The following is an 18688-nucleotide window of genomic DNA, read 5'->3' as shown; positions in this document are numbered from 1 at the left end:
ATCCCCCGCAATCCACCATATTTAGTATTTGATTCAGGAACTCGCACTAGTTCTTGACGGGCGCAACGGAGAGTCCTAGCTTTCGGTCCGTTCGGCGCGAGTGAGTTTGCGTCCCGCCGGCACTCCCCCAAAGGGTCTCGCAAATCGGCACTCCGCCAAGCCAGCCAAAGGCAGCGGATGAGGGCTTGTCTGCCCGCGATAGGCGGACTTTTCGGGCGCCAGAACGGGCCGGCAACAGGCTCGGAAGGCAGGCTTCACGGTGGTGCGAAGTGACACCTGCGTGAGGTGAGAGAAGTAGTGACGTTGTGGGGCGTTGAACGCATGTCGGGCCCATCCCCTTGGGGGCGGATGGGTGTGGACATGCCGGCGGATGATCCGGTGCGTGCACCGAGCCGTCGCGTCGGGAGAACAAGGGCCGGGTCCACCGGCTGAACGGCGGTGCCTTCCGGCCGATGGCCAAGGGGCGCCGCGAAACGAAATGTCGACCCGGCACGCCCTCAACGAGGGGCGGGACCGGTCAAAGATAAGGACGGGGCAAGACCATGCGGATTGAGCGGCGCCACACCACTTCGGGACAATCACCTTACGCCGGGATCGACTTCCGGCTGACCACGTCGGAGATCAGGAATCCCGACGGCTCGGTCGTGTTCAAGCTGGACAATGTCGAGGTGCCCACGGAGTGGTCGCAGGTCGCCTCCGACGTGCTGGCCCAGAAGTATTTCCGCAAAGCCGGCGTCGCCGCGCGCCTGAAGAAGGTCGAGGAGGAATCCGTCCCCTCCTTCCTGTGGCGCTCCGTGCCCGACACCGAAGCCCTTAGCCAGCTGCCTGAGAAGGAGCGCTATGTCAGCGAGCTCAGCGCAAAACAGGTGTTCGACCGCCTCGCCGGCTGCTGGACCTATTGGGGCTGGAAGGGCGGCTATTTCTCCAGCGACGAAGACGCCCAGGCCTTCTACGACGAGCTCCGCTACATGCTCGCCATGCAGATGGTCGCGCCGAACTCGCCGCAATGGTTCAACACCGGCCTGCACTGGGCCTATGGCATCGACGGCCCCGGCCAGGGCCATTATTACGTCGACCCCTTCACCGGCAAGCTGACCAAGTCCAAGTCGGCCTACGAGCATCCGCAGCCGCACGCCTGCTTCATCCAGGGCGTTGGTGACGACCTCGTCAACGAGGGCGGCATCATGGACCTCTGGGTCCGCGAGGCGCGCCTGTTCAAATACGGCTCCGGCACCGGCTCCAACTTCTCGCGCCTGCGCGGCGAGGGCGAAAAGCTCTCCGGCGGCGGCCGCTCGTCCGGCCTGATGAGCTTCCTCAAGATCGGCGACCGCGCCGCCGGCGCGATCAAGTCGGGCGGCACCACCCGCCGCGCCGCCAAGATGGTCGTCGTCGACGTCGATCACCCCGACATCGAGACCTATATCGACTGGAAGGTGAAGGAGGAGCAGAAGGTCGCCGCCCTCGTCACGGGATCGAAGATCAACCAGAAGCACCTCAAGGCGGTGCTGAAGGCCTGCGTCAATTGCGAAGGCTCGGGCGATGATTGCTTCGACCCCGAGAAGAACCCTGCCCTGCGCCGCGAGATCAAGCTCGCGCGCCGCAGCCTCGTGCCCGACAATTACATCAAGCGCGTCATCCAGTTCGCCAAGCAGGGCTACAAGGACATCCAGTTCGACACCTACGACACCGACTGGGACAGCGAAGCCTATCTCACGGTCTCCGGCCAGAACTCCAACAACTCGGTCTCGCTGAAGGACGACTTCCTGCGCGCGGTCGAGACCGACGGCGACTGGAATCTGAACGCCCGCACCTCCAAGAAGGTGACCAAGACGCTGAAGGCGCGCGACCTCTGGGAGAAGATCGGCTACGCCGCCTGGGCCTCAGCCGACCCGGGCCTGCACTTCAACACCACGATGAACGACTGGCACACCTGCAAGGCGTCCGGCGACATCCGCGCGTCCAATCCGTGCTCGGAATACATGTTCCTGGACGACACGGCGTGCAACCTCGCCTCCGCGAACCTGCTGACCTTCTACAACACCGAGACCAAGCAGTTCGACGTCAGGGGATACGAGCACCTCTGCCAGCTCTGGACCATCGTGCTCGAAATCTCAGTGATGATGGCGCAATTCCCGTCGAAGGCGATCGCCGAGCTCTCCTACGAGTTCCGCACGCTCGGCCTCGGCTACGCCAATATCGGCGGCCTCTTGATGACCATGGGTCTCTCTTATGACTCCAAGGAAGGCCGTGCGCTCTGCGGCGCGCTGACCGCCGTGATGACCGGCATCACCTACAAGACCTCGGCCGAGATGGCGGCCGAGCTCGGCACCTTCCCCGGCTACAAGAAGAACGCGGCGCACATGCTGCGCGTGATCCGCAACCACCGCCGCGCCGCCCATGGCGAGGCCTCCGGCTATGAGGCGCTCAGCGTCAACCCGGTGCCGCTCGACCATGCCTCGTGCCCGCAGGCTGACCTCATCACCCATGCCAAGGCGGCCTGGGATGCGGCGCTCGCGCTCGGCGAGCAGCACGGCTATCGCAACGCCCAGACCACGGTGATCGCGCCGACCGGCACGATCGGCCTCGTGATGGACTGCGACACGACAGGCATCGAGCCCGACTTCGCCCTCGTCAAGTTCAAGAAGCTCGCCGGCGGCGGCTACTTCAAGATCATCAACCGTGCGGTGCCCGCCGCGCTGCGCGCGCTCGGCTATCGCGAGAGCGAGATCGCCGAGATCGAAGCCTATGCCGTCGGCCATGGCTCGCTGGCCAACGCCCCCGGCATCAACGTCACCACGCTGAAGGCCAAGGGCTTCACGGACGAGGCCATCGCCAAGGTCGAGAAGGCCCTGCCGACCGCCTTCGACATCAAGTTCGCCTTCAACAAATGGACCTTCGGCGAAGACTTCATCCGCGACCAGCTCGGCATCGGTGCCGAGGCGATCGCCGCCCCCGGCTTCGATCTGCTCCAGGCCGTCGGCTTCACCAAGCGCGAGATCGAGGCCGCCAACGTCCACATCTGCGGCGCCATGACGGTGGAAGGTGCCCCGCACCTCAAGGCCGAGCACTATCCGGTGTTCGACTGCGCCAATCCCTGCGGCAAGATCGGCAAGCGCTACCTGTCGGTCGAGAGCCACATCCGCATGATGGCAGCGGCGCAGCCCTTCATCTCGGGTGCGATCTCCAAGACCATCAACATGCCGAACGACGCCACGGTGGAGGACTGCAAGTCCGCCTACATGCTGTCGTGGAAGCTCGCGCTGAAGGCCAACGCGCTCTATCGCGACGGCTCCAAGCTCAGCCAGCCGCTGAACTCGCAGCTCATCAGCGATGATGAGGACGAGGACGATGCGGTCGAGATGCTGCACGAGAAGCCGATGGCGGCGCGGACCACCCAGGTGGCCGAGAAGGTGGTCGAGAAGCTGGTCGAGCGCATCATCGTGATGCGCGAGCGCGAGAAGATGCCGGATCGCCGCAAGGGCTACACCCAGAAGGCGGTCGTCGGCGGCCACAAGGTCTACTTGCGGACCGGCGAGTATGACGACGGCCGTCTCGGCGAGATCTTCATCGACATGCACAAGGAAGGCGCGGCGCTGCGCTCCTTCATCAACAACTTCGCCATCGCGGTGTCGCTGGGCCTGCAATACGGCGTGCCGCTCGACGAATATGTCGATGCCTTCACCTTCACCCGCTTCGAGCCGGCGGGCCCCGTGCAGGGCAACGACAGCATCAAGTACGCGACCTCGATCCTCGACTACGTCTTCCGCGAGCTCGCGGTGAGCTACATGTCGCGCTTCGACCTCGCCCATGTCGACCCCAACGAGACCGGCTTTGACGCCCTCGGCAAGGGCGTCGAGGAAGGCAAGGAGCCGGATGAGGACGGCGGCCACCACGCCACCCGCCTGGTCTCGCGCGGCCTCACCCGCTCGCGGACCGACAACCTCGTCGTGATGCGCGGCGGCTCGACCGCGGTCGCGCAGGGCAACGACAGCGCGCCCTCCGGCGGCAACAAGGTCACCGCCCTCGCCTCCCACGGTGCTTCAGCCCGTGTCGGCGATGCCCTCGAAGGCGCCGTCGCCCTGAAGCAGGACGTCCAGCACGACCTCTCCCCCACGGAGAAGCTCGAGCAACTGCAATGGAGCAAGGCCGGCAGCGCCGCGGTCGCAGCCCCCAGCAAGGCCGAGCGCCGCGCCGAAGCGAAAGCAAAAGGCTACGAGGGCGAGATGTGCAGCGAGTGCGGCAACTTCACGCTGGTGCGGAATGGCACCTGCATGAAGTGCGATACGTGCGGAAGCACGACTGGGTGTTCGTGATTGGGTAGTGATCACGACGACAATCATTTAAGGCAATCAATGAAGGGCGGCCACCAGGCCGCCCTTCCAGTATCCAAATCCGAAAACTTGCAAGAAACGCGAAGCTCGTGCTTAAGTACAACTTTTGATAGAGCATAGAAGATGCTGAGCGAACATCACGACGACTCCTCCGAAACGGTTGGAGCCCTTACGATCCCTTTGGAAAGCCGAGTCCTCGGAGAGTTTATTTCCGGACTGCTAGGCCAATCGCGGTCCATAGAGCGCCAGTTTCTCGATCGGCGATTTGAGATCGACTTCAACTGGCTCCTAAATCTCGATCAGATCATCTCCCAACGTCTCGCCTCACAGAATCAGGCCAAACTCGTCTCCTTTTCCGCAAAGTTCACTGCAACGAAAGCTAGCTTTATCAACATCAACGATTTCTCGGCGCAACACCTTAGAAGGTACGGGAAAAATTTCGACTTAATACAATACGGTGTCGTGCTGGCATTAATTATCGGAATTGCCGGCGGTATTTTTGCGAACAGGATCTACGATTTCATCAAGGATTGGCTCTGATCGGGTTGCAACGTTAGTCCGTAGGATGGGATGAGCTCTTCAATTACGGTGACAGTGCACTAAATTATTCGCTCACCCCTCCTCCACGACCGCAGCAGGATGGCGTCGACTCAGTGCACCGTCACCGCAACATCGACTAAGCGGCGCTGCTGCGCTGCATGTGACGGCCTTCCTTCAGCTCTTCGATGATCTTCGCGCTGAACGCCTTGAGGTCACCGGGGTTGCGCGAGGTGATGAGGCCCTGGTCGACGACGACCTCCGAATCTTCCCACTTCGCCCCGGCATTGGCGACGTCGGTCTTGATCGATTTGTACGACGTCATGCGGCGGCCCTTCGCGATCCCCGTCTCGACCAGCAGCCAGGGCGCATGGCAGACCGCGGCGATGACCTTCTTGGCATCGAAGACGCTCTTGATGAATTGAAGCGCCTTCGGCTCGACGCGCAGCAGGTCGGGGGTGATCTGCCCGCCGGGCAGCACCAGCGCGTCATAGTCGGCCGCAGTGGCCTGATCGAGGGTCTTGTCGACCTTGACGGGGCGGCCCCAGTCCTTCTCGTCCCAGCCCTTGATCTCGCCAGGCTTCAGCGAAATGATCTCCACAGTCGCACCGGCCGCCTTGAGTGTGTCACGCGGCACTTCGAGTTCCGATTGCTCGAAGCCATTGGTGGCGAGAATCGCGATCTTCTTTCCGGACAGTTCCATCCGTGTCTCCTTTGAGCGTGTGGTGATGCCAGTCAATCAAACGCTTTCGCATTTCGTTCCTCACGCCGTGCCGCCGAAATTGCCTTTGCGGTCGAGCCCTTCTCTCCTAAACTCCCAACCCCGTCGGCATAGGTTCCGGTGCGTCCCGTAGAAGCGGAGTTGAGTCATGCCCAAACCGGAAAGCTTCCCGATCGAGAAGATCTTCGTTCCCACGAAGCAGAAGAAGACTCTCAAGCCCGAGACCGTCGCGGAGATCGCGGAGAGCATGCTGGACATCGGACAACAGACCCCGATTTCCGTTCGGCGCGATGGAGACCGCCTCGTTCTGGTGGAGGGACTGCATCGGTTAGAGGCCTGCAAGGCGCTCGGCGAGACGACCATTCTCGGGGTCGTCGTCACGGCGGAGTTTGCTGAACACAAGCCGCAGCTCGCCGAACGGCCCGAAGTCGAGGCCGAGCGCATCAAGATGGCGCGGTTGAAACAGTTGCGCCTGGAGAAGGAAGCCGCGGAGGCATCGATGGCTGCCTTGAAGGGCGCCGGCGCAACGCAAGCGCCGCGCAGCCGTGCGACCAAAGGCGGCCGCGACAATGCGAAGGCATCGCTGGGCCGGACTGAGAAAGCCAAACCGAAATCATTGTCGGACTGGATCACGCAGCAGAAGGGCAGCGGCGGCCGCTATTGAGTGCCGACGCCGTCATTCCGGGGGCGCGCCCGCTTGGGCGCGAGCCCGGAATCCATCTGATGGCACGACGCGAGGCGCAATGGATTCCGGGCTCGCGCTTCGCGCCCCGGAATGACGGCAGGGCTATCGCATATGGATTTCGCGGGGACCGCGGGCTTGCTCCGCCTCTCCCGCTTGCGGGAGAGGCCGACGCGCTCGCAGAGCGCGGCGGGGGAGGGTTTTCGCCACTCGGGGGCATCTTCCGCAATTTTCAACAATCCCAATGCGGAGACAGCCCCCACCCCAGCCCTCCCCCCCGCAAGCGGGAGAGGGAGCCGACTGCCACTGCCGCCACATCGTGCACACCATATGCGATTGCCCTGGGAATGATGGCGGGGTTTGCGGCGCGCCACCTCGCGAAGCTGCCAGCACCTGACGGCCGCAATCCCAGCGATCGCCGCCGCCTCTCTCACCAATCAACCGGACCGTCTCACGCCGCCTTCGCCTGCTCCGGCGCGGCCGTCTCCATCGCGCGCATGTAGAGGTCGAGCAGACTTTCGCGCTCGTCGCGCTCGTTCTTGTCTTCCTTGCGCAGCTTGATGATCTCCTTGAGGATCTTCACGTCAAAACCTTCGCCCTTGGCTTCCGCGAAGACTTCCTTCTTCTGTTCGCTCAACTCCTGCATTTCCGTGTCGAGGTTCTCGATCCGCTCGACGAAGGAACGGATCTTGCCGCCGGGAATGGTGATGTCGGACATGGTGCCTCCTCGCTGACTGAGGTCGCGAAAATGCCCGCAAAGAAATAACCAATGTGTTAACCTCGGTCTCCTCCGCATTGCCTTGTGGAAAAGCCGAGGGAGCCGCTGCATGCCCGAGCTTCGCTTCGATGACGGTGCCGCCTATGAGCAGATGATGGGCGTCTGGAGCCGTTCGGTCGGCGAGGTCTTTCTCGACTGGCTGAAGCCGGCACAAGGACTGCGCTGGATCGATGTCGGCTGCGGCAGCGGTGCCTTCACCGAGCTGATCGCGGCGCGCTGCGCCCCGGCGGAGGTGCAGGGCATCGATCCCTCCGAGGGACAGCTCACTTTCGCCCGCACACGTCCCGGCGCGCGCGGCGCCGCATTTCAGACCGGTGATGCCATGGCCCTGCCCTTTCCGGCGGGAAGCTTCGATGTCGCGGTGATGGCATTGGTTCTCGTGTTCGTGCCGGATGCATCGAAAAGCGTCGCGGAATTGGCGCGGGTCGTTCGCCCCGGCGGTCTGGTCGCCACCTATATGTGGGACATGCTGGGCGGCGGATTTCCGCTCGACCCGATCCTCAATGAGATGCGCGCCATGGGGCTGTCGCCGACGCGGCCGCCGCATATGGAAGTGTCCACCCTCGCGGCGCTTCAGGGCTTCTGGACCGCGGCCGGGCTACTGGAGATCGAGACCCGCGAGATCACCGTGCAGCGGACGTTTGCCGATTTCGACGAGTTCTGGAACGTGGAGACGAAGGCCCCCTCCACCGCGCCGGTGCTCGCCGCCATGCCGGCGGCCGATGTCACCGCGCTGATGCAGCGCGTGAAGGCCCGTCTGCCAACGGCTGCGGACGGCCGCATCACCTGCAGCGCCCGCGCGCATGCCATCAGTGGACGCAAGCCGGGGTGAGGATGTAGCCCTGGGTCTCGCAGAGCGAAGCTGTGCCGCACCGCTCGCTCGGCGCTTACCCGCTTGCTCGCATCCCGCTGCTGACCCCGCCATAATTTTACCTCTGCGCACGCGTTGTGTCTGATGGCGGCGAGACCTATCCTGTCCTTGATCGGACTGCCTCCCATTGATGCCCGACCGGATGGAGAGCGCATCGGTGCCTGACACGAACGACCCCAAACCTGATAGCAGCAAGCCTGACGCCCCCAAGCCTGACGCCCCCAAGTCTGAGACCGCCAAGCCGGACGAGACTCGGGCCGAGGGCGGGTTGGCGCGGGCCTACGACCGGATCAAGAGCGCGGAGCAAGATCTCGCGCGACTGGACCGCTTGGTTGCCGGAATGGAACGCGACAGCGAGAGCCCGCGGGCCTCACACCCAAGCGCCGCGCCGACGGCAACCGCCGCGCCGGGAGACCGGGCGCCGAAGCGCGATGCCAAGCTTCCGAGCCCCTACATTCCGACTACCAAAGTTCGCGATCGAGGCTTGAAGACAGATCCGGCCATGATGCGCGCCCTGGTCATCCTCGTGCTGGCGATCGGCCTGCTCGGGGTCGCCGTCGCTTCGCAATATCGCGACGAGGCCCAATCCATCGGCCAGTCGATCATGGCGCGATGGGCGCCGCCGGCCGCAAGCCCGCCCGCGCAGGCGTCCGCGGTGGAAAACCAGGAGCAGCCGCCGGTCGTGCTGCTGGCTGCTGCGGGCGAGCCGAGCCCGGTGGCCGCGCCGCCAGTGCCGAAGGAAGCGGACAGCGCCGCAAAGTCCGGCGCAACAGTGCCTGAGGCCTCGTCATCCGAGCTGGCGCAATCGCTCAAGGCCATCACCAGCGAGCTTGCGAACATCAACGACAAGCTCGAGCAGCTGAAGAGCCGCAACGAGCAGACCCTGCGCGAGCAGGCCGACACCATTCGACAGCTCAAGGCGGCGCAGGAGAAGGATGCGGCGGACAATGCGCGCCTGGCTGTCCAGGTCCAGGCGCTGCAAACGCAACTGAGCGCGTCATCGGCGTCATCCGCCTCTGCCGCCGCCAAGCCCGTCGTGCGCAGCGTCATGAACAACAATGCGGCTGCGCCTGCCCGGCCGCACGGACCAGCGGCAGAGCCCCGCCGGCCCAGGCCGCCGCCGCGAGGACCCTGGATGCCGCCCTATATGGCCGATCCCTATTACGGCGATCCGGACTGGTGAGCCCGCAAGGAGCGGGCTTCAGAGCGTAGCCCGGATGGAGCGAATCCGGGACAGTGCAGCCTCAGCACGGGCGCGGTCGGCACCTCCTTGTTGTCCGCCGCAACAAAAGAGGTGGGTCAGGCCTGCGGCTAACCCACCCCGTCAGTTTTTGTCCGGGCGACTTGCATCTCAACGCCCATCCTCCGGCACCGCGTTGCGCTGTGCTCGTCTCGCAGCTTGGCGCGCCGCCTTCCTCGCAACCCGGCGCGCGCGAAACTGCTTTGCGGCACGAAAGGTTCGTGGCGCGACGACCTGAAATGCCAAAGAGGCCATTCCGGCGACCACACCCTTCACCACATCGAACGCGAAATCGGGTCCAAAATACTCCCACATGACCCTGCCTCCTTCTCGCGAAGGCTCCGCCGGGCAGGAGTGGGCAGATTGCGAACATGAAAAAGCCCCGTCCGTCACCGGCGGGGCCTCGGGAAAATCTCTGTGCGCGCAGTTCAGCGCACGCGAAATCTCTCGGTACACCCGCTCATGGTGGACTCGATGAACCAGCTGCAAAGCATGGCGGTGCGATGAAAAACGCCCATAGCGATCACCCAAGGATTTCGAAATGCGAAGGCGCCGGATGCGCAATGCCAACGCGCGCACGAGGAGCCGGTTGGCGGCACATAAACAGACAGGACAGCCGCCGTCTGTGGGGCAATTCACATGACGGCATGACTTTTTTGAGGCGGAGCGCGATTGACCCTGCCGCTCCACGGTACGCGGTTGTCGCCCCTTGAAGGTCGATCGCTACCACCAATACGGCCAGCGCCATCCCTCATAGCGAACATAGGACGGCACCAGCGGCGGGCCGTAGGGATCGACCTTGTCGTCCTCGGGGCGATAGCGATAGCGCGGAACGACATTGTAATCCCACGGTGTCGGCCGCAGCACGGGCGCTGTGACGACGAGCCGCTCCTGCGGGGCGCGAACGACGACGGCTTTGCGCGTGCGGGCCTCCGCGCCTGATGTTGCAAGGCTGCTCAGCACCAGGGCGGTTCCGAGCGCGCAGGCGGCGGTCAATTTGGTCATGCGGTGATCTCCTTCGCGCAAAGAGTGCAAAAGGATGCCAGGCAAGGCAAGCAAATTTCGCGCGAGGTGCGGGGACGAGTGCTGACGAATTTGGCTCCGCTGCCGCTCTGCCGTCATTGCGAGGAGCTCTTGCGACGAAGCAGTCCAGACCGTTGCCGCGGAGACAGACGGGATTGCTTCGGCCTTCGCCAAGGCTTCGGCCGACAAGTCGCTCCGCTCATCCGTCGCTACGACGCCCTACGCCGCGTCGATCTCCTCAGGCACCGGCCCCGCCACGAGCCCGTCGAGGCCGACCATCAAGAGTTCGGCGATCCGCATCAGCTGGTACAGCGGAATGTCCGCCTCGCCCCGCTCGGCCGCGGCCATGAAGGCCGGCGTGACGCTGAGGCGCTCGGCGAGCTGGGCTTCGGTATAGCCGCGCATCTCGCGGGCGGCCCTGACGCGCGTGCCGATGCCGAGGCGGTGCCGGGCCTGCTCGTCCGCGGTCATCATGGCGGCCTGCTCATCTGCGCTGGCATAGCCGTCCGCGAAGGCGCTGCCGACCAGCCGCTCCTTGCGCCAGGCGACGCGGCAGGCCTTGCGCAGGCCGCTTGCGAAAACCAACGTGAACGCCTCGGCGATCCAGGCCGAGCTGTTGAGCTGGAGCCGCGCGCCGGAAGCGGAGACATCGCGGATCGTGCAGGGCACGCTGACGGTGCTGCCGGCCCCGTTGTCGAATTCGACGATGCCGGTGCGCAAGGTGTGGTGCCTGACGGCGGCGCGATGATCGCTCATGACAGCTCCCGTAAGCTTGCGGCGGCGTCGAAAGACGCATCCGAAAGACTGAAGCGTCTCTACCTCAGCATTTTTGCCGAACCGCTAAACTTCCACCGCTTCACCGAACGACGGCCGCCATGGTAAAGGAATTGTTCAACGCGCTCGGCGGCGCCGCCGCGCGAGACGAATTGGCCAAGCACTTTCGCTCCCCTACTCCCGCGCCCGGCGCAGCGCCTCCTGCAGCTTGATCCGCTGCTTGTCCCAGCGCTCCTGCTCGGCCTCGTCGCGCGCGTCCAGCGCAGCCCGCTCCGCTTCGATCTCCTCCAGCCTGGCATCGTGCTCCCGCCTCGCCTTCTCCAGCGCAGCCTCGGCGGCGGCGACCGCCTTGTCGCGGCGTGCACGCTCCCTGGCGCGGGCGGCCTCCTCCTTGGCACGCGCGGCCTCGCGCCGCCGCTCCTCCTTCGCGAACGCCGCGGCGGCCTTGCGGGCCGCCTGATCGTCGGTCTTGCCGGATGGTGGCTTTGCGGCCTTGGCCGGACGCTTCGGCGATCGCGTCGTGCTCTTGGGCTTGGGCTTGGCTTTGCTCTTGTTCTTGCCTTTGGGCGTTGCGTCGTCATCGGCGAGATCGGTGGGCAGCTCGGCGCTTTCAGTGAACGGCCCGTCCGATCCCACGGGGCGCCTGAGCACAACTCCGGGCTTCGCCATGGTCGCGGCGACGATAGCGGGGTCGTCGGTCTCCTTCGCGGCGCCCTGGTGGAACAGGTTGGAGCTGGCGCCCCAGGCCTCGAGCGCCGCCTTCATCGAGGGCGCGGCGATCGCCTGATCGAAGAAGCCGAGCGAGGTCTGGTAGGTCTTCAGTTTCCTTTGCGGTTTTGCCGGCATGTCGTCCCGATTGAAGCTTGCTGTCCCTCAGCGATCGTAACAAGCGTAGCCCGGATTACGAACTCCCCAGCAACGCATCGTATCCCTTCGCGCTGAACGCCAGCAGACAAAAGCCGTGCCCGAACGGATCGGCCAGCATCGCGATCCGGCCATAGGGCGCATCGCTCGCCGGCACCTCCAACATCGCGCCGGCGCGCAGCGCGCGCTCGACGGCGGCATCGACATCGTCGACGACGACGTCGACATGCACCGGCGTCCAGTGCCGCTCGTAGCGGCGGCGGTCGCCGCCGGCACCCAGCGTGCCGGCCCGCTTGGTCAGGAGATAGACCGGCGCGGGCCAGCCGAGCAGCTCGACGAAGTCGGTGCCGAAGCGGCGACCGACCGTGAGGCCGAAGGCGGCGGTGTAGAAGCTTGTGGCTTGCGCCACATCGGGAACGTCGATGTTGAGCAGGAAGGTCATGGCGGGCTCGTCTGCGAATTGCCGCGCAAACCTAGCCCGGATGCAGCGCAAGCGTCATCCGAGATGATGCCGCACGCGGCTGGCGCCGACGATGTCCGCAAGACGCCACCATGCCAATATACCCCCGTTTTGCCCGACGCCGCAAATCGCATTCGGACAAAACGAAAACACGAGGCTTATCAAGGCCCCGTCTACTGTGCATGGGGTTGTTTTCGTGAAATCGTACCGACGGCCTCACTTGCCGCGCAGGCTCAGGATATAGGCCGACAGCACATCCGCCTGCTCCGGCGAGATCACGAGGTTCGGCATGTTCTGATGGCTGGTCCGCCAGAACACCTTGAGCGATAGCGCGGTGGTGCCGCTCCTGTCCGCGATGGCCTGGAAGCTCGGGGCCTCGTCGAAGAACCCGGCCATGTGCGGCTCGATGGCGTGACAGGTCTGGCACCATGCCTGCGCCAGGCGATGGCCTTCGGCGACGGCACGCGGGCCGGATCTCGGCGCCCCCGCCGCGGTGTGGACGACGCCGAGCACAAACAGCACCGACAACGCGATCAAGAGAGCGAGGCCGAGATAGATTCGAGCACTGTGCGACATCGCCATTCCCACTCGCTGCTTCGTCGACACAACCTAGGTCGGGCCGCGCGGATCAGGTTGATTTGCATCAAGCGAAGCGCCTCCGCTGGCTCGTCGCGGTCTTCGTCGCGCTGTTTCGGTGATATCGCACCATCAGCCGACCGCGGCCTCCCGCAATCGGCAGCTTTCGCTTGCTTTCCTGTTCCCGGCCCCTACGGTCGCGCCGCGAACGAAGCACGAGACCCCGAGAAGAGCTGGACGAGACTTGCCATGACCGACGCGATGAAATGCCCCGCCTGCAGCTCCGAGCATGCCTATCAGGATCGCGATCTCTGGGTCTGCCCGGAATGCGGCCATGAATGGAGCGGTGCGGCGGAGGCGGCCGCGGATGCCGCGCCGGACGCCGGCGTGCGCGATGCCAATGGCAATGTGCTCGCTGATGGCGACAGCGTCATCGTGATCAAGGATCTCAAGATCAAGGGCTCCTCCTCGGTGGTCAAGGGCGGCACCAAGGTGCGCAACATCCGCCTGCAGGACGCCACCGACGGCCACAACATCGCCTGCAAGATCGACGGCATCGGCGCGATGAACCTGAAGTCGGAATTCGTCAGGAAAGCGTAGCCGCGGCGACGTAGGGCCTGGCCGCCCGCGGTAACGCTAACGCCCGGTTCCAGCTCCGGAACCCACAATCTTCTTATCGCTGTCGTAAATCCGTGTAAGCTTGAAGACGCCGGGGCTGGCGTTTGCAGCGCGTATCTATTTTCTCAACCCGGGGCTGGCTTGCAGGGTTACCTGTTCGATTGCATCACATCTTCAGACTTGAGCGGGCCGCCCCCTGGGCGGCCTTCCTGTTTTATGGGCGATAGACACTATCGCTGCCGCTGCGCCAGATAGAATCCGCACAGCACGGTCACGAGGCCCGCGGTCTGCAGCAGCGTCGGCGGCTCGCCCAGCAGCAGCCAGCCGGTGAGCAGCGTCAGCGCCGGCACGCAGGCCGGAAACACAGCAGCCCGGGCAACGCCGAGGCGCTGCACCGAGACGGCGAACAGATAGAGCGCGGCGGGACCTGCGAGCACGCCCTGCGCCAGCGCCTGGATGGCGTTTTCGGAGACGCCGATCGCCACAACATGGGCGAGGCCGACGGTTGCGACGTAGACCGGCAGCAGCAACAGCGACAGCGCGTTGATGACAAGCGCGGCCGAGACCGCGGAGACGCGCCAGCGCCGCAGCGCGGCGCCGAAGCCGGCGAACATCAAGCCGGTCAGCACGAAGATCAGATCGCCCTGCACGCCGGTGGCGCCGATATGGCCGATCGATTCCGCGCCGATCACACCGAGGCCGCCGACAATGACGAGGGCGCCGACGAGACGCGAGACGGTGATCCGCTCCTTCAGAACCAGGGCTGCGAGCAACAGGCCGCCGAGCGTGGCACAGGAGGGCTGGATCACGCTGCCATGGCCGAGCGGCACGAACAGGAAGCCGGTGTAGGAGATCAGCGACATCACCGGGCCGCCGAGCACCATCAGCACGAGGCCCCTGCCCCAGCCGATGCCGCAGAGATCCTTGACGCCGGCGCGCAACACCAGCGGCAGGAACGCGATCCCCGACCAGACGTAGCGATGCACGAGCAGATCGACCGGCGTGAATCCGACCTTGAGCCCATGCCGCGTGCCGGCAAAGCCGAGCGCCCAGAACAGCGCCGCGGCAAGGCCGCAGGCCACGCCGAGCAGTGCCGGCGCTGCATCGTTGTTCTGAGAGAGAGCCTCGGCGCCGCTCGTCCGCTGGTCCATGGACCAAGCCTTATGTCAGCCCGCCAATGGCCTCAACCCACGCGGCCGCAGGGCTGGGACGCGCAGAGCCTCGCGCGCTGCGCAGGATCGCTCAGAAAAATCCGGGGCTGAGATCGAGGCCGTAGGTCAGGCTCAGCACGAATACGAACAAGGCGGCGGCCGCGAACAAGGTGGCGTGCTTGAGAATGAACGCGCGCGGCGAAGTAGGAGCAGCAACGACTTTCTGCGCAATGGGCATGACGGGCTTCCACTATGATTGCAAACCCGGCCGCGAAAATGCGGCAGCCGCATCAAGCGATGCGGTCTGCAAAGCAACCGTTAAATGGATCACGTACGTTATGAACGGAGATACATAACCGGCACATTCACGCGAACTTGTTCGCGGCCGGATTCTCAATCAGCGCATCGACATCAATTGATCGCGCCGGGAGATTGCGTCGAAGTCAAAGGAGTGAGGTGAGGCAGTGGATCCCGCCTCTCCGCGGAACCCACTTGACGTCACGCGATAGAGCTCAGCGGGCAGCGCCCGTGGTGACGTCCGCAGTCTTCAGCTTGCGGGGGCTGAGCACCTTGGTCTGGTGAACCGAGGCGACCGTGGTCGGCGCAGCGGCCTGTTGCTCGACATGCGCGGCACCGAGGACGCGAACCTGCAAGGGCGAGACCGGAAATCCGTTGGCCTCGTAAGTCGGCAGTTCGGCCGCAAAGGCCGCGGTGCTGCCTGCGATCGCCAGGATGGCGGCGGCGATCGACAGAGTCTTCTTGTTCATTGGTGATGCTCCTGAGTGGAAGAGTCGGAGCATATTTAGGCCGGTCTTGCTGCAATGCGACACGCTTTGTTGCATTGCACAAGCGCGCACGGTGCATAGCAATATATTTAACATCTACAAGGCTTTGGCCGAATCATGCCGGCCGCGACATGCACAGTCATGGGCGGTGCTCAGCCACCGAGCACGTTGCCCCAACCATCGAACAGATAGGCCTTCCAGGCCACCGTTCCATCGTTACCCGGCCGGCTGGCCCGCCGGTAATCGTCAGCCTGATCGGCGGTCCAGGTGATGATCGTGTCCGTGAGGCGATCGTGCAGGATGGCGGGTTCGGTGGGATCGAAGGCGTCCATGGGACGAAGCGAGGGATGCGTCATGGGCGACCAAACGCGCCAGCCGCAACAAAGTTGCCGCGAGGCGCGGGAGCAAGACAGCGCATCAAGGACGCGATGCGCGTGATGCCAGGAAATGCTGACTTTGAAGGGGCGATGGCTGCAACGACGGTGTCGATGCAGCGGCGCGCTGCCCTACATCAACGCCGTCGCCAGCGATTGCAACTTTGCGACGAGATTGGTGCCGAGCGCATAGATGATCTCGATGATCGCGAGCGCAATGCCGGCTGCGATCAGGCCGTATTCGATCGCAGTCGCGCCGGTTTCATCGGCGGCGAATTCCGCCCATTTGCATTTCAATTTCACAACCGCATCCTTCCCAACTCTACCGGAAATTGCCGGCAAGAGACAAATGCACTGCCACAATCCAAAATTGAGTAAACACGATCATTCAAGTTGACGACATGAGCCGCTCGCTGGGGAACCGCCGTGGACCCCGCGTTGCAGCTCGGCAACACCCGGTCGAAAAGCCCATTTTCGCCGATTTGCGCCATTGCGCTGCCACACGGTCCTCCGAACAATCGACGCACTGCGTGCCTTTCCGTGCAAGACTGTTTTCGTCAAACTGTTTGCATCATGACTGTCCGGGCAAGGCGGGTCCGGGCAGAACCGTTTGGAGGCAGGGATCATGAACGATCGACGGTCTCTTCTGGTGGCAGTCGCGTGCCCCTCGGCCGTGCTCGCCGGCTGGCTGGCGCTTTCGCTCTCCGCCTATGGCCCTGCCCTGATCGAGAACAGCGGTGCCAATGCGGCTGCCGTCTCGCGCGCCAAGGATCTCAGCCGGCTCGACCTCGCCGACGTGCCGGCCGCTGCGACCATCGAGGACGGTATCGCCTTGACCGCCGACATCGCGGCTGCGGTGGCCGCCGCACCGGCCCCGACGATCGCTGAAGCGGCGCCTGAGCCCGCCGTTCCCGCCGTCAAGCTCGCCTCGGCCGATCCGGCCCTGATCCTGCCAGTGGAGGCGCCGCCTGCGCCGCAGATCTCGCTCGAACCGGCGCCGGAGCCCGTCGTCAGCGAGGCTGCCCCAGCCGCGGCGCCGGAGCCCGTCAAGCTCGCATCTGCCGATCCCACCGAGATCGTGACGACAGACGCGCTGTCGCCCGCAGCGATCACGGGCGCCCCCGTCACGCCCGTGAGCAAGGCATCGCCGCCGGCCGACACCGTCGCCGTGCTCGACGAATGCTTCGTCATGGATGCGTGCATCGACCGCTATCTCTGGACGCTCTACCAGCGCACCGCAAAGGAAGACTCGATCAAGGTTCAGGAGCGCCGCGCCGTCACTGTCAAGCGCAAGGGCAAGACCGTCACGGTGATGCGCACCTTCACGAAGCTGGTCGACGAGGATTTCGGCTGGAAGGATCCGAAGGCAGCCGAGCACGCTAGCATGTCGATGATGGACTACGTCATCGGCGGCATGGACAAGAGCTTCAAGCAGAAGCTGTTCCGCACGCTGCTGGCCGCGGAAGCCGCCGGTCTCTCGCCCGGCATCACCAGCGCGTTCCGCGACGACTATCGCCAGTCGATCGCGAGCGGCCTGAAGGCCGCCTCCGACCGTTCCTATCATGGCGGCAGCTCGCGCGGCGGCTACGGCCACGGCATGGCGGCCGACATCGTCAGCACCCAGGGCAACAACCGCGCGCAGCGCTGGGTCTCGACCGAAATCCTGTGGAAGTGGGTCGATGCCAACGGCAAGGCGTATGGCATCGGCCGGCCCTATCTCGGCCGTGATCCGCCGCATGTCGGCCCCGTCGACGGACCGGAATACATCTCACGCCGCGGCACGGGGGACCGCAAGGAAGCCGCCGTCAACGTCAAGCCGAAGAAGACGCGCAGTGCCGCCGCGAAGACGCCAAAGGCGCAGGCTGCGCGCGAGCAGAAGAGCCCGGCCAGGCCGCAGAAATCGGCGCAATCGGCCGGCAAGCGCGCGACCTGAAGCATGATCCGGAAAAGTGCGCAGCGGTTTTCCGAGAAGATCATGCTTAAACAACAACCCAAAGCGCGATGACGATCGTCCTATTCGCATCGCGCTCTACACCTTACGGAGCGAGTCCCGGCGTCGGCAGCGGCACGAGCCGCATCTCGGCCGCGCCGGCCTCCTGGGTGCGCACCAGCACCGCAAAAATGGTCTCGACGGCAAGCCGCACCGCTGCTTCGGTCGCCGCGCCCTTGGCCAAATGTGCTGCGATCAGGCCGGTGAGGAGATCGCCGGTGCCGTAGGGGCGGATCGGCAGGCGCGGCGTTGCAAAGCGCGACCCCTCTCCGCCGGCGCAGAGGATCGTCTCCACCTGCCCTTCCGCCGTATCGTTGAGCGTGCAACCGGTGGCGACGACGTCGATGCGGCCCGTCCCCGCCAGCGCCGCACATGCCGCGCGCAGACCCTGCGCATCCGCGATCGCGAGGCCTGAGAGCAGCTCGAGCTCGAACCGGTTCGGCGTCGTCAGCTTTGCGGCCGGCAGCAGCCTGTGCCGCACCACGTCCAAGATGCCGTCGGCGACATAGACGCGGCCGTCATCGCCGATCACGGGATCGCAGAGATAGACGAGCTTCCTATTCCGCGTCAGCGCCCGCTCGACGAAATCGGCGATCACGACGGCATTGCCCGGCGAGCCGAGATAGCCGGTCACAAGCACGGCCGCCTCGTCGACGAGCCCGCGCTCCTCGACGCCCTTGAGGAGATCGGCGACGAGCTCGGTCTCCAGCACCCGTCCGCGCAGGGTCGGATAGCGCGGATGGTTGGACAGCAGCGTCGTCGGCACCGCGGCAACGTTCACGCCCTCCGCCTGTATGGCATAGGCGGCCGCGCTGTTGCCGACATGGCCGTGGACGACCTGGCTTTGAATGGAGATGACGAGCATCAGAGAGGTCCGTACGGACAAACGTCAGGCGATGCAAGAGTAGCCCGG

Annotated in this window: 20 protein-coding genes; 7 read left to right on the top strand and 13 right to left on the bottom strand. The window is 64.7% G+C overall.

From position 1 onward, the window contains the following. Positions 1–542: 542 nt before the first annotated feature. Complete coding sequence (locus X268_RS13655; RefSeq protein ID WP_128925438.1) at positions 543–4313, top strand: vitamin B12-dependent ribonucleotide reductase; 3771 nt, start codon at positions 543–545, stop codon at positions 4311–4313. 141 nt (positions 4314–4454) lie between these two features. Continuing rightward, positions 4455–4871 carry a Rossmann-fold NAD(P)-binding domain-containing protein gene (locus X268_RS13650; protein ID WP_128925437.1) on the top strand — a complete coding sequence of 139 codons (417 nt, stop codon included), beginning with the start codon at positions 4455–4457 and terminating at the stop codon, positions 4869–4871. 136 nt (positions 4872–5007) lie between these two features. Here X268_RS13650 and X268_RS13645 read toward each other — a convergent pair whose 3' ends face one another. Then, positions 5008–5571, bottom strand: coding sequence for a type 1 glutamine amidotransferase domain-containing protein (locus X268_RS13645; RefSeq protein WP_128925436.1), 564 nt, complete (start codon positions 5569–5571; stop codon positions 5008–5010). Between the two features lie 166 nt (positions 5572–5737). Here X268_RS13645 and X268_RS13640 point away from each other — a divergent pair, with 166 nt between their 5' ends. Then, on the top strand, positions 5738–6253 hold the full coding sequence (locus X268_RS13640; protein ID WP_128925435.1) for a ParB N-terminal domain-containing protein: 516 nt from the start codon (positions 5738–5740) through the stop codon (positions 6251–6253). Positions 6254–6722: 469 nt separating this feature from the next. Here X268_RS13640 and X268_RS13635 read toward each other — a convergent pair whose 3' ends face one another. Further along, positions 6723–6989, bottom strand: coding sequence for a DUF2312 domain-containing protein (locus X268_RS13635; protein ID WP_128925434.1), 267 nt, complete (start codon positions 6987–6989; stop codon positions 6723–6725). A 109-nt stretch (positions 6990–7098) separates the two neighbouring features. Between X268_RS13635 and X268_RS13630 the strand changes: the two genes are divergently transcribed. Together X268_RS13630 and X268_RS13625 are read left to right on the top strand one after the other, a co-directional pair. Then, positions 7099–7881 carry a class I SAM-dependent methyltransferase gene (locus tag X268_RS13630; protein WP_128925433.1) on the top strand — a complete coding sequence of 261 codons (783 nt, stop codon included), beginning with the start codon at positions 7099–7101 and terminating at the stop codon, positions 7879–7881. Positions 7882–8062: 181 nt separating this feature from the next. After that, the gene (locus X268_RS13625; RefSeq protein WP_128929250.1) at positions 8063–9103 is read left to right on the top strand and encodes a hypothetical protein; all 1041 of its coding nucleotides are present in this window, start codon (positions 8063–8065) and stop codon (positions 9101–9103) included. Between the two features lie 780 nt (positions 9104–9883). Here the strand turns inward: X268_RS13625 and X268_RS13615 are convergent. The 5 genes from X268_RS13615 to X268_RS13595 all read right to left on the bottom strand — a co-directional run bounded on the left by X268_RS13615 (position 9884) and on the right by X268_RS13595 (position 12857). Beyond that, positions 9884–10165, bottom strand: a complete 282-nt coding sequence (locus X268_RS13615) for a hypothetical protein (protein WP_128925431.1) — start codon at positions 10163–10165, stop codon at positions 9884–9886. Between the two features lie 237 nt (positions 10166–10402). Further along, on the bottom strand, positions 10403–10939 hold the full coding sequence (locus tag X268_RS13610) for a helix-turn-helix domain-containing protein (RefSeq protein ID WP_128925430.1): 537 nt from the start codon (positions 10937–10939) through the stop codon (positions 10403–10405). 192 nt (positions 10940–11131) lie between these two features. Next, on the bottom strand, positions 11132–11803 hold the full coding sequence (locus tag X268_RS13605) for a cell envelope biogenesis protein TolA (protein ID WP_128925429.1): 672 nt from the start codon (positions 11801–11803) through the stop codon (positions 11132–11134). A gap of 55 nt (positions 11804–11858) precedes the next feature. Further along, positions 11859–12263, bottom strand: coding sequence for a VOC family protein (locus X268_RS13600; protein WP_128925428.1), 405 nt, complete (start codon positions 12261–12263; stop codon positions 11859–11861). 234 nt (positions 12264–12497) lie between these two features. Then, complete coding sequence (locus X268_RS13595; protein WP_164937710.1) at positions 12498–12857, bottom strand: c-type cytochrome; 360 nt, start codon at positions 12855–12857, stop codon at positions 12498–12500. 249 nt (positions 12858–13106) lie between these two features. Between X268_RS13595 and X268_RS13590 the strand changes: the two genes are divergently transcribed. Then, positions 13107–13457, top strand: coding sequence for a zinc ribbon domain-containing protein YjdM (locus X268_RS13590; RefSeq protein WP_128925427.1), 351 nt, complete (start codon positions 13107–13109; stop codon positions 13455–13457). 248 nt (positions 13458–13705) lie between these two features. Here X268_RS13590 and X268_RS13585 read toward each other — a convergent pair whose 3' ends face one another. The 5 genes from X268_RS13585 to X268_RS13570 form a co-directional block, all read right to left on the bottom strand. After that, positions 13706–14626 carry a DMT family transporter gene (locus X268_RS13585; RefSeq protein WP_128925426.1) on the bottom strand — a complete coding sequence of 307 codons (921 nt, stop codon included), beginning with the start codon at positions 14624–14626 and terminating at the stop codon, positions 13706–13708. Positions 14627–14717: 91 nt separating this feature from the next. Continuing rightward, positions 14718–14864 (bottom strand): hypothetical protein, encoded by a 147-nt coding sequence (locus tag X268_RS39385; protein WP_164937709.1) that lies wholly within the window; start codon positions 14862–14864, stop codon positions 14718–14720. A gap of 274 nt (positions 14865–15138) precedes the next feature. Beyond that, entirely contained in the window at positions 15139–15393 is a 255-nt protein-coding gene (locus X268_RS13580; RefSeq protein ID WP_128925425.1) for a hypothetical protein, read from the bottom strand. A gap of 170 nt (positions 15394–15563) precedes the next feature. Further along, positions 15564–15767, bottom strand: a complete 204-nt coding sequence (locus X268_RS13575; protein ID WP_128925424.1) for a hypothetical protein — start codon at positions 15765–15767, stop codon at positions 15564–15566. A 150-nt stretch (positions 15768–15917) separates the two neighbouring features. Beyond that, positions 15918–16082: a Flp family type IVb pilin gene (locus tag X268_RS13570; protein WP_430648413.1), complete on the bottom strand. Its 165-nt coding sequence runs from the start codon at positions 16080–16082 to the stop codon at positions 15918–15920. A 328-nt stretch (positions 16083–16410) separates the two neighbouring features. On the opposite strand from X268_RS13570, the gene X268_RS13565 reads away from it, so the two are divergent. Beyond that, positions 16411–17718, top strand: coding sequence for a M15 family metallopeptidase domain-containing protein (locus tag X268_RS13565; RefSeq protein WP_128925422.1), 1308 nt, complete (start codon positions 16411–16413; stop codon positions 17716–17718). 103 nt (positions 17719–17821) lie between these two features. On the opposite strand, the gene pdxY is transcribed toward X268_RS13565, so the two are convergent. Then, positions 17822–18640, bottom strand: a complete 819-nt coding sequence (gene pdxY / locus X268_RS13560) for a pyridoxal kinase (protein ID WP_128925421.1) — start codon at positions 18638–18640, stop codon at positions 17822–17824. Between the last annotated feature and the right edge of the window lie 48 nt (positions 18641–18688).

The organism is Bradyrhizobium guangxiense (genome assembly GCF_004114915.1).
Lineage (GTDB): Bacteria > Pseudomonadota > Alphaproteobacteria > Rhizobiales > Xanthobacteraceae > Bradyrhizobium > Bradyrhizobium guangxiense.
The sequence above is the reverse complement of the archived record's forward strand: the minus strand, read 5'-3'. Positions and strand labels throughout refer to the sequence as shown.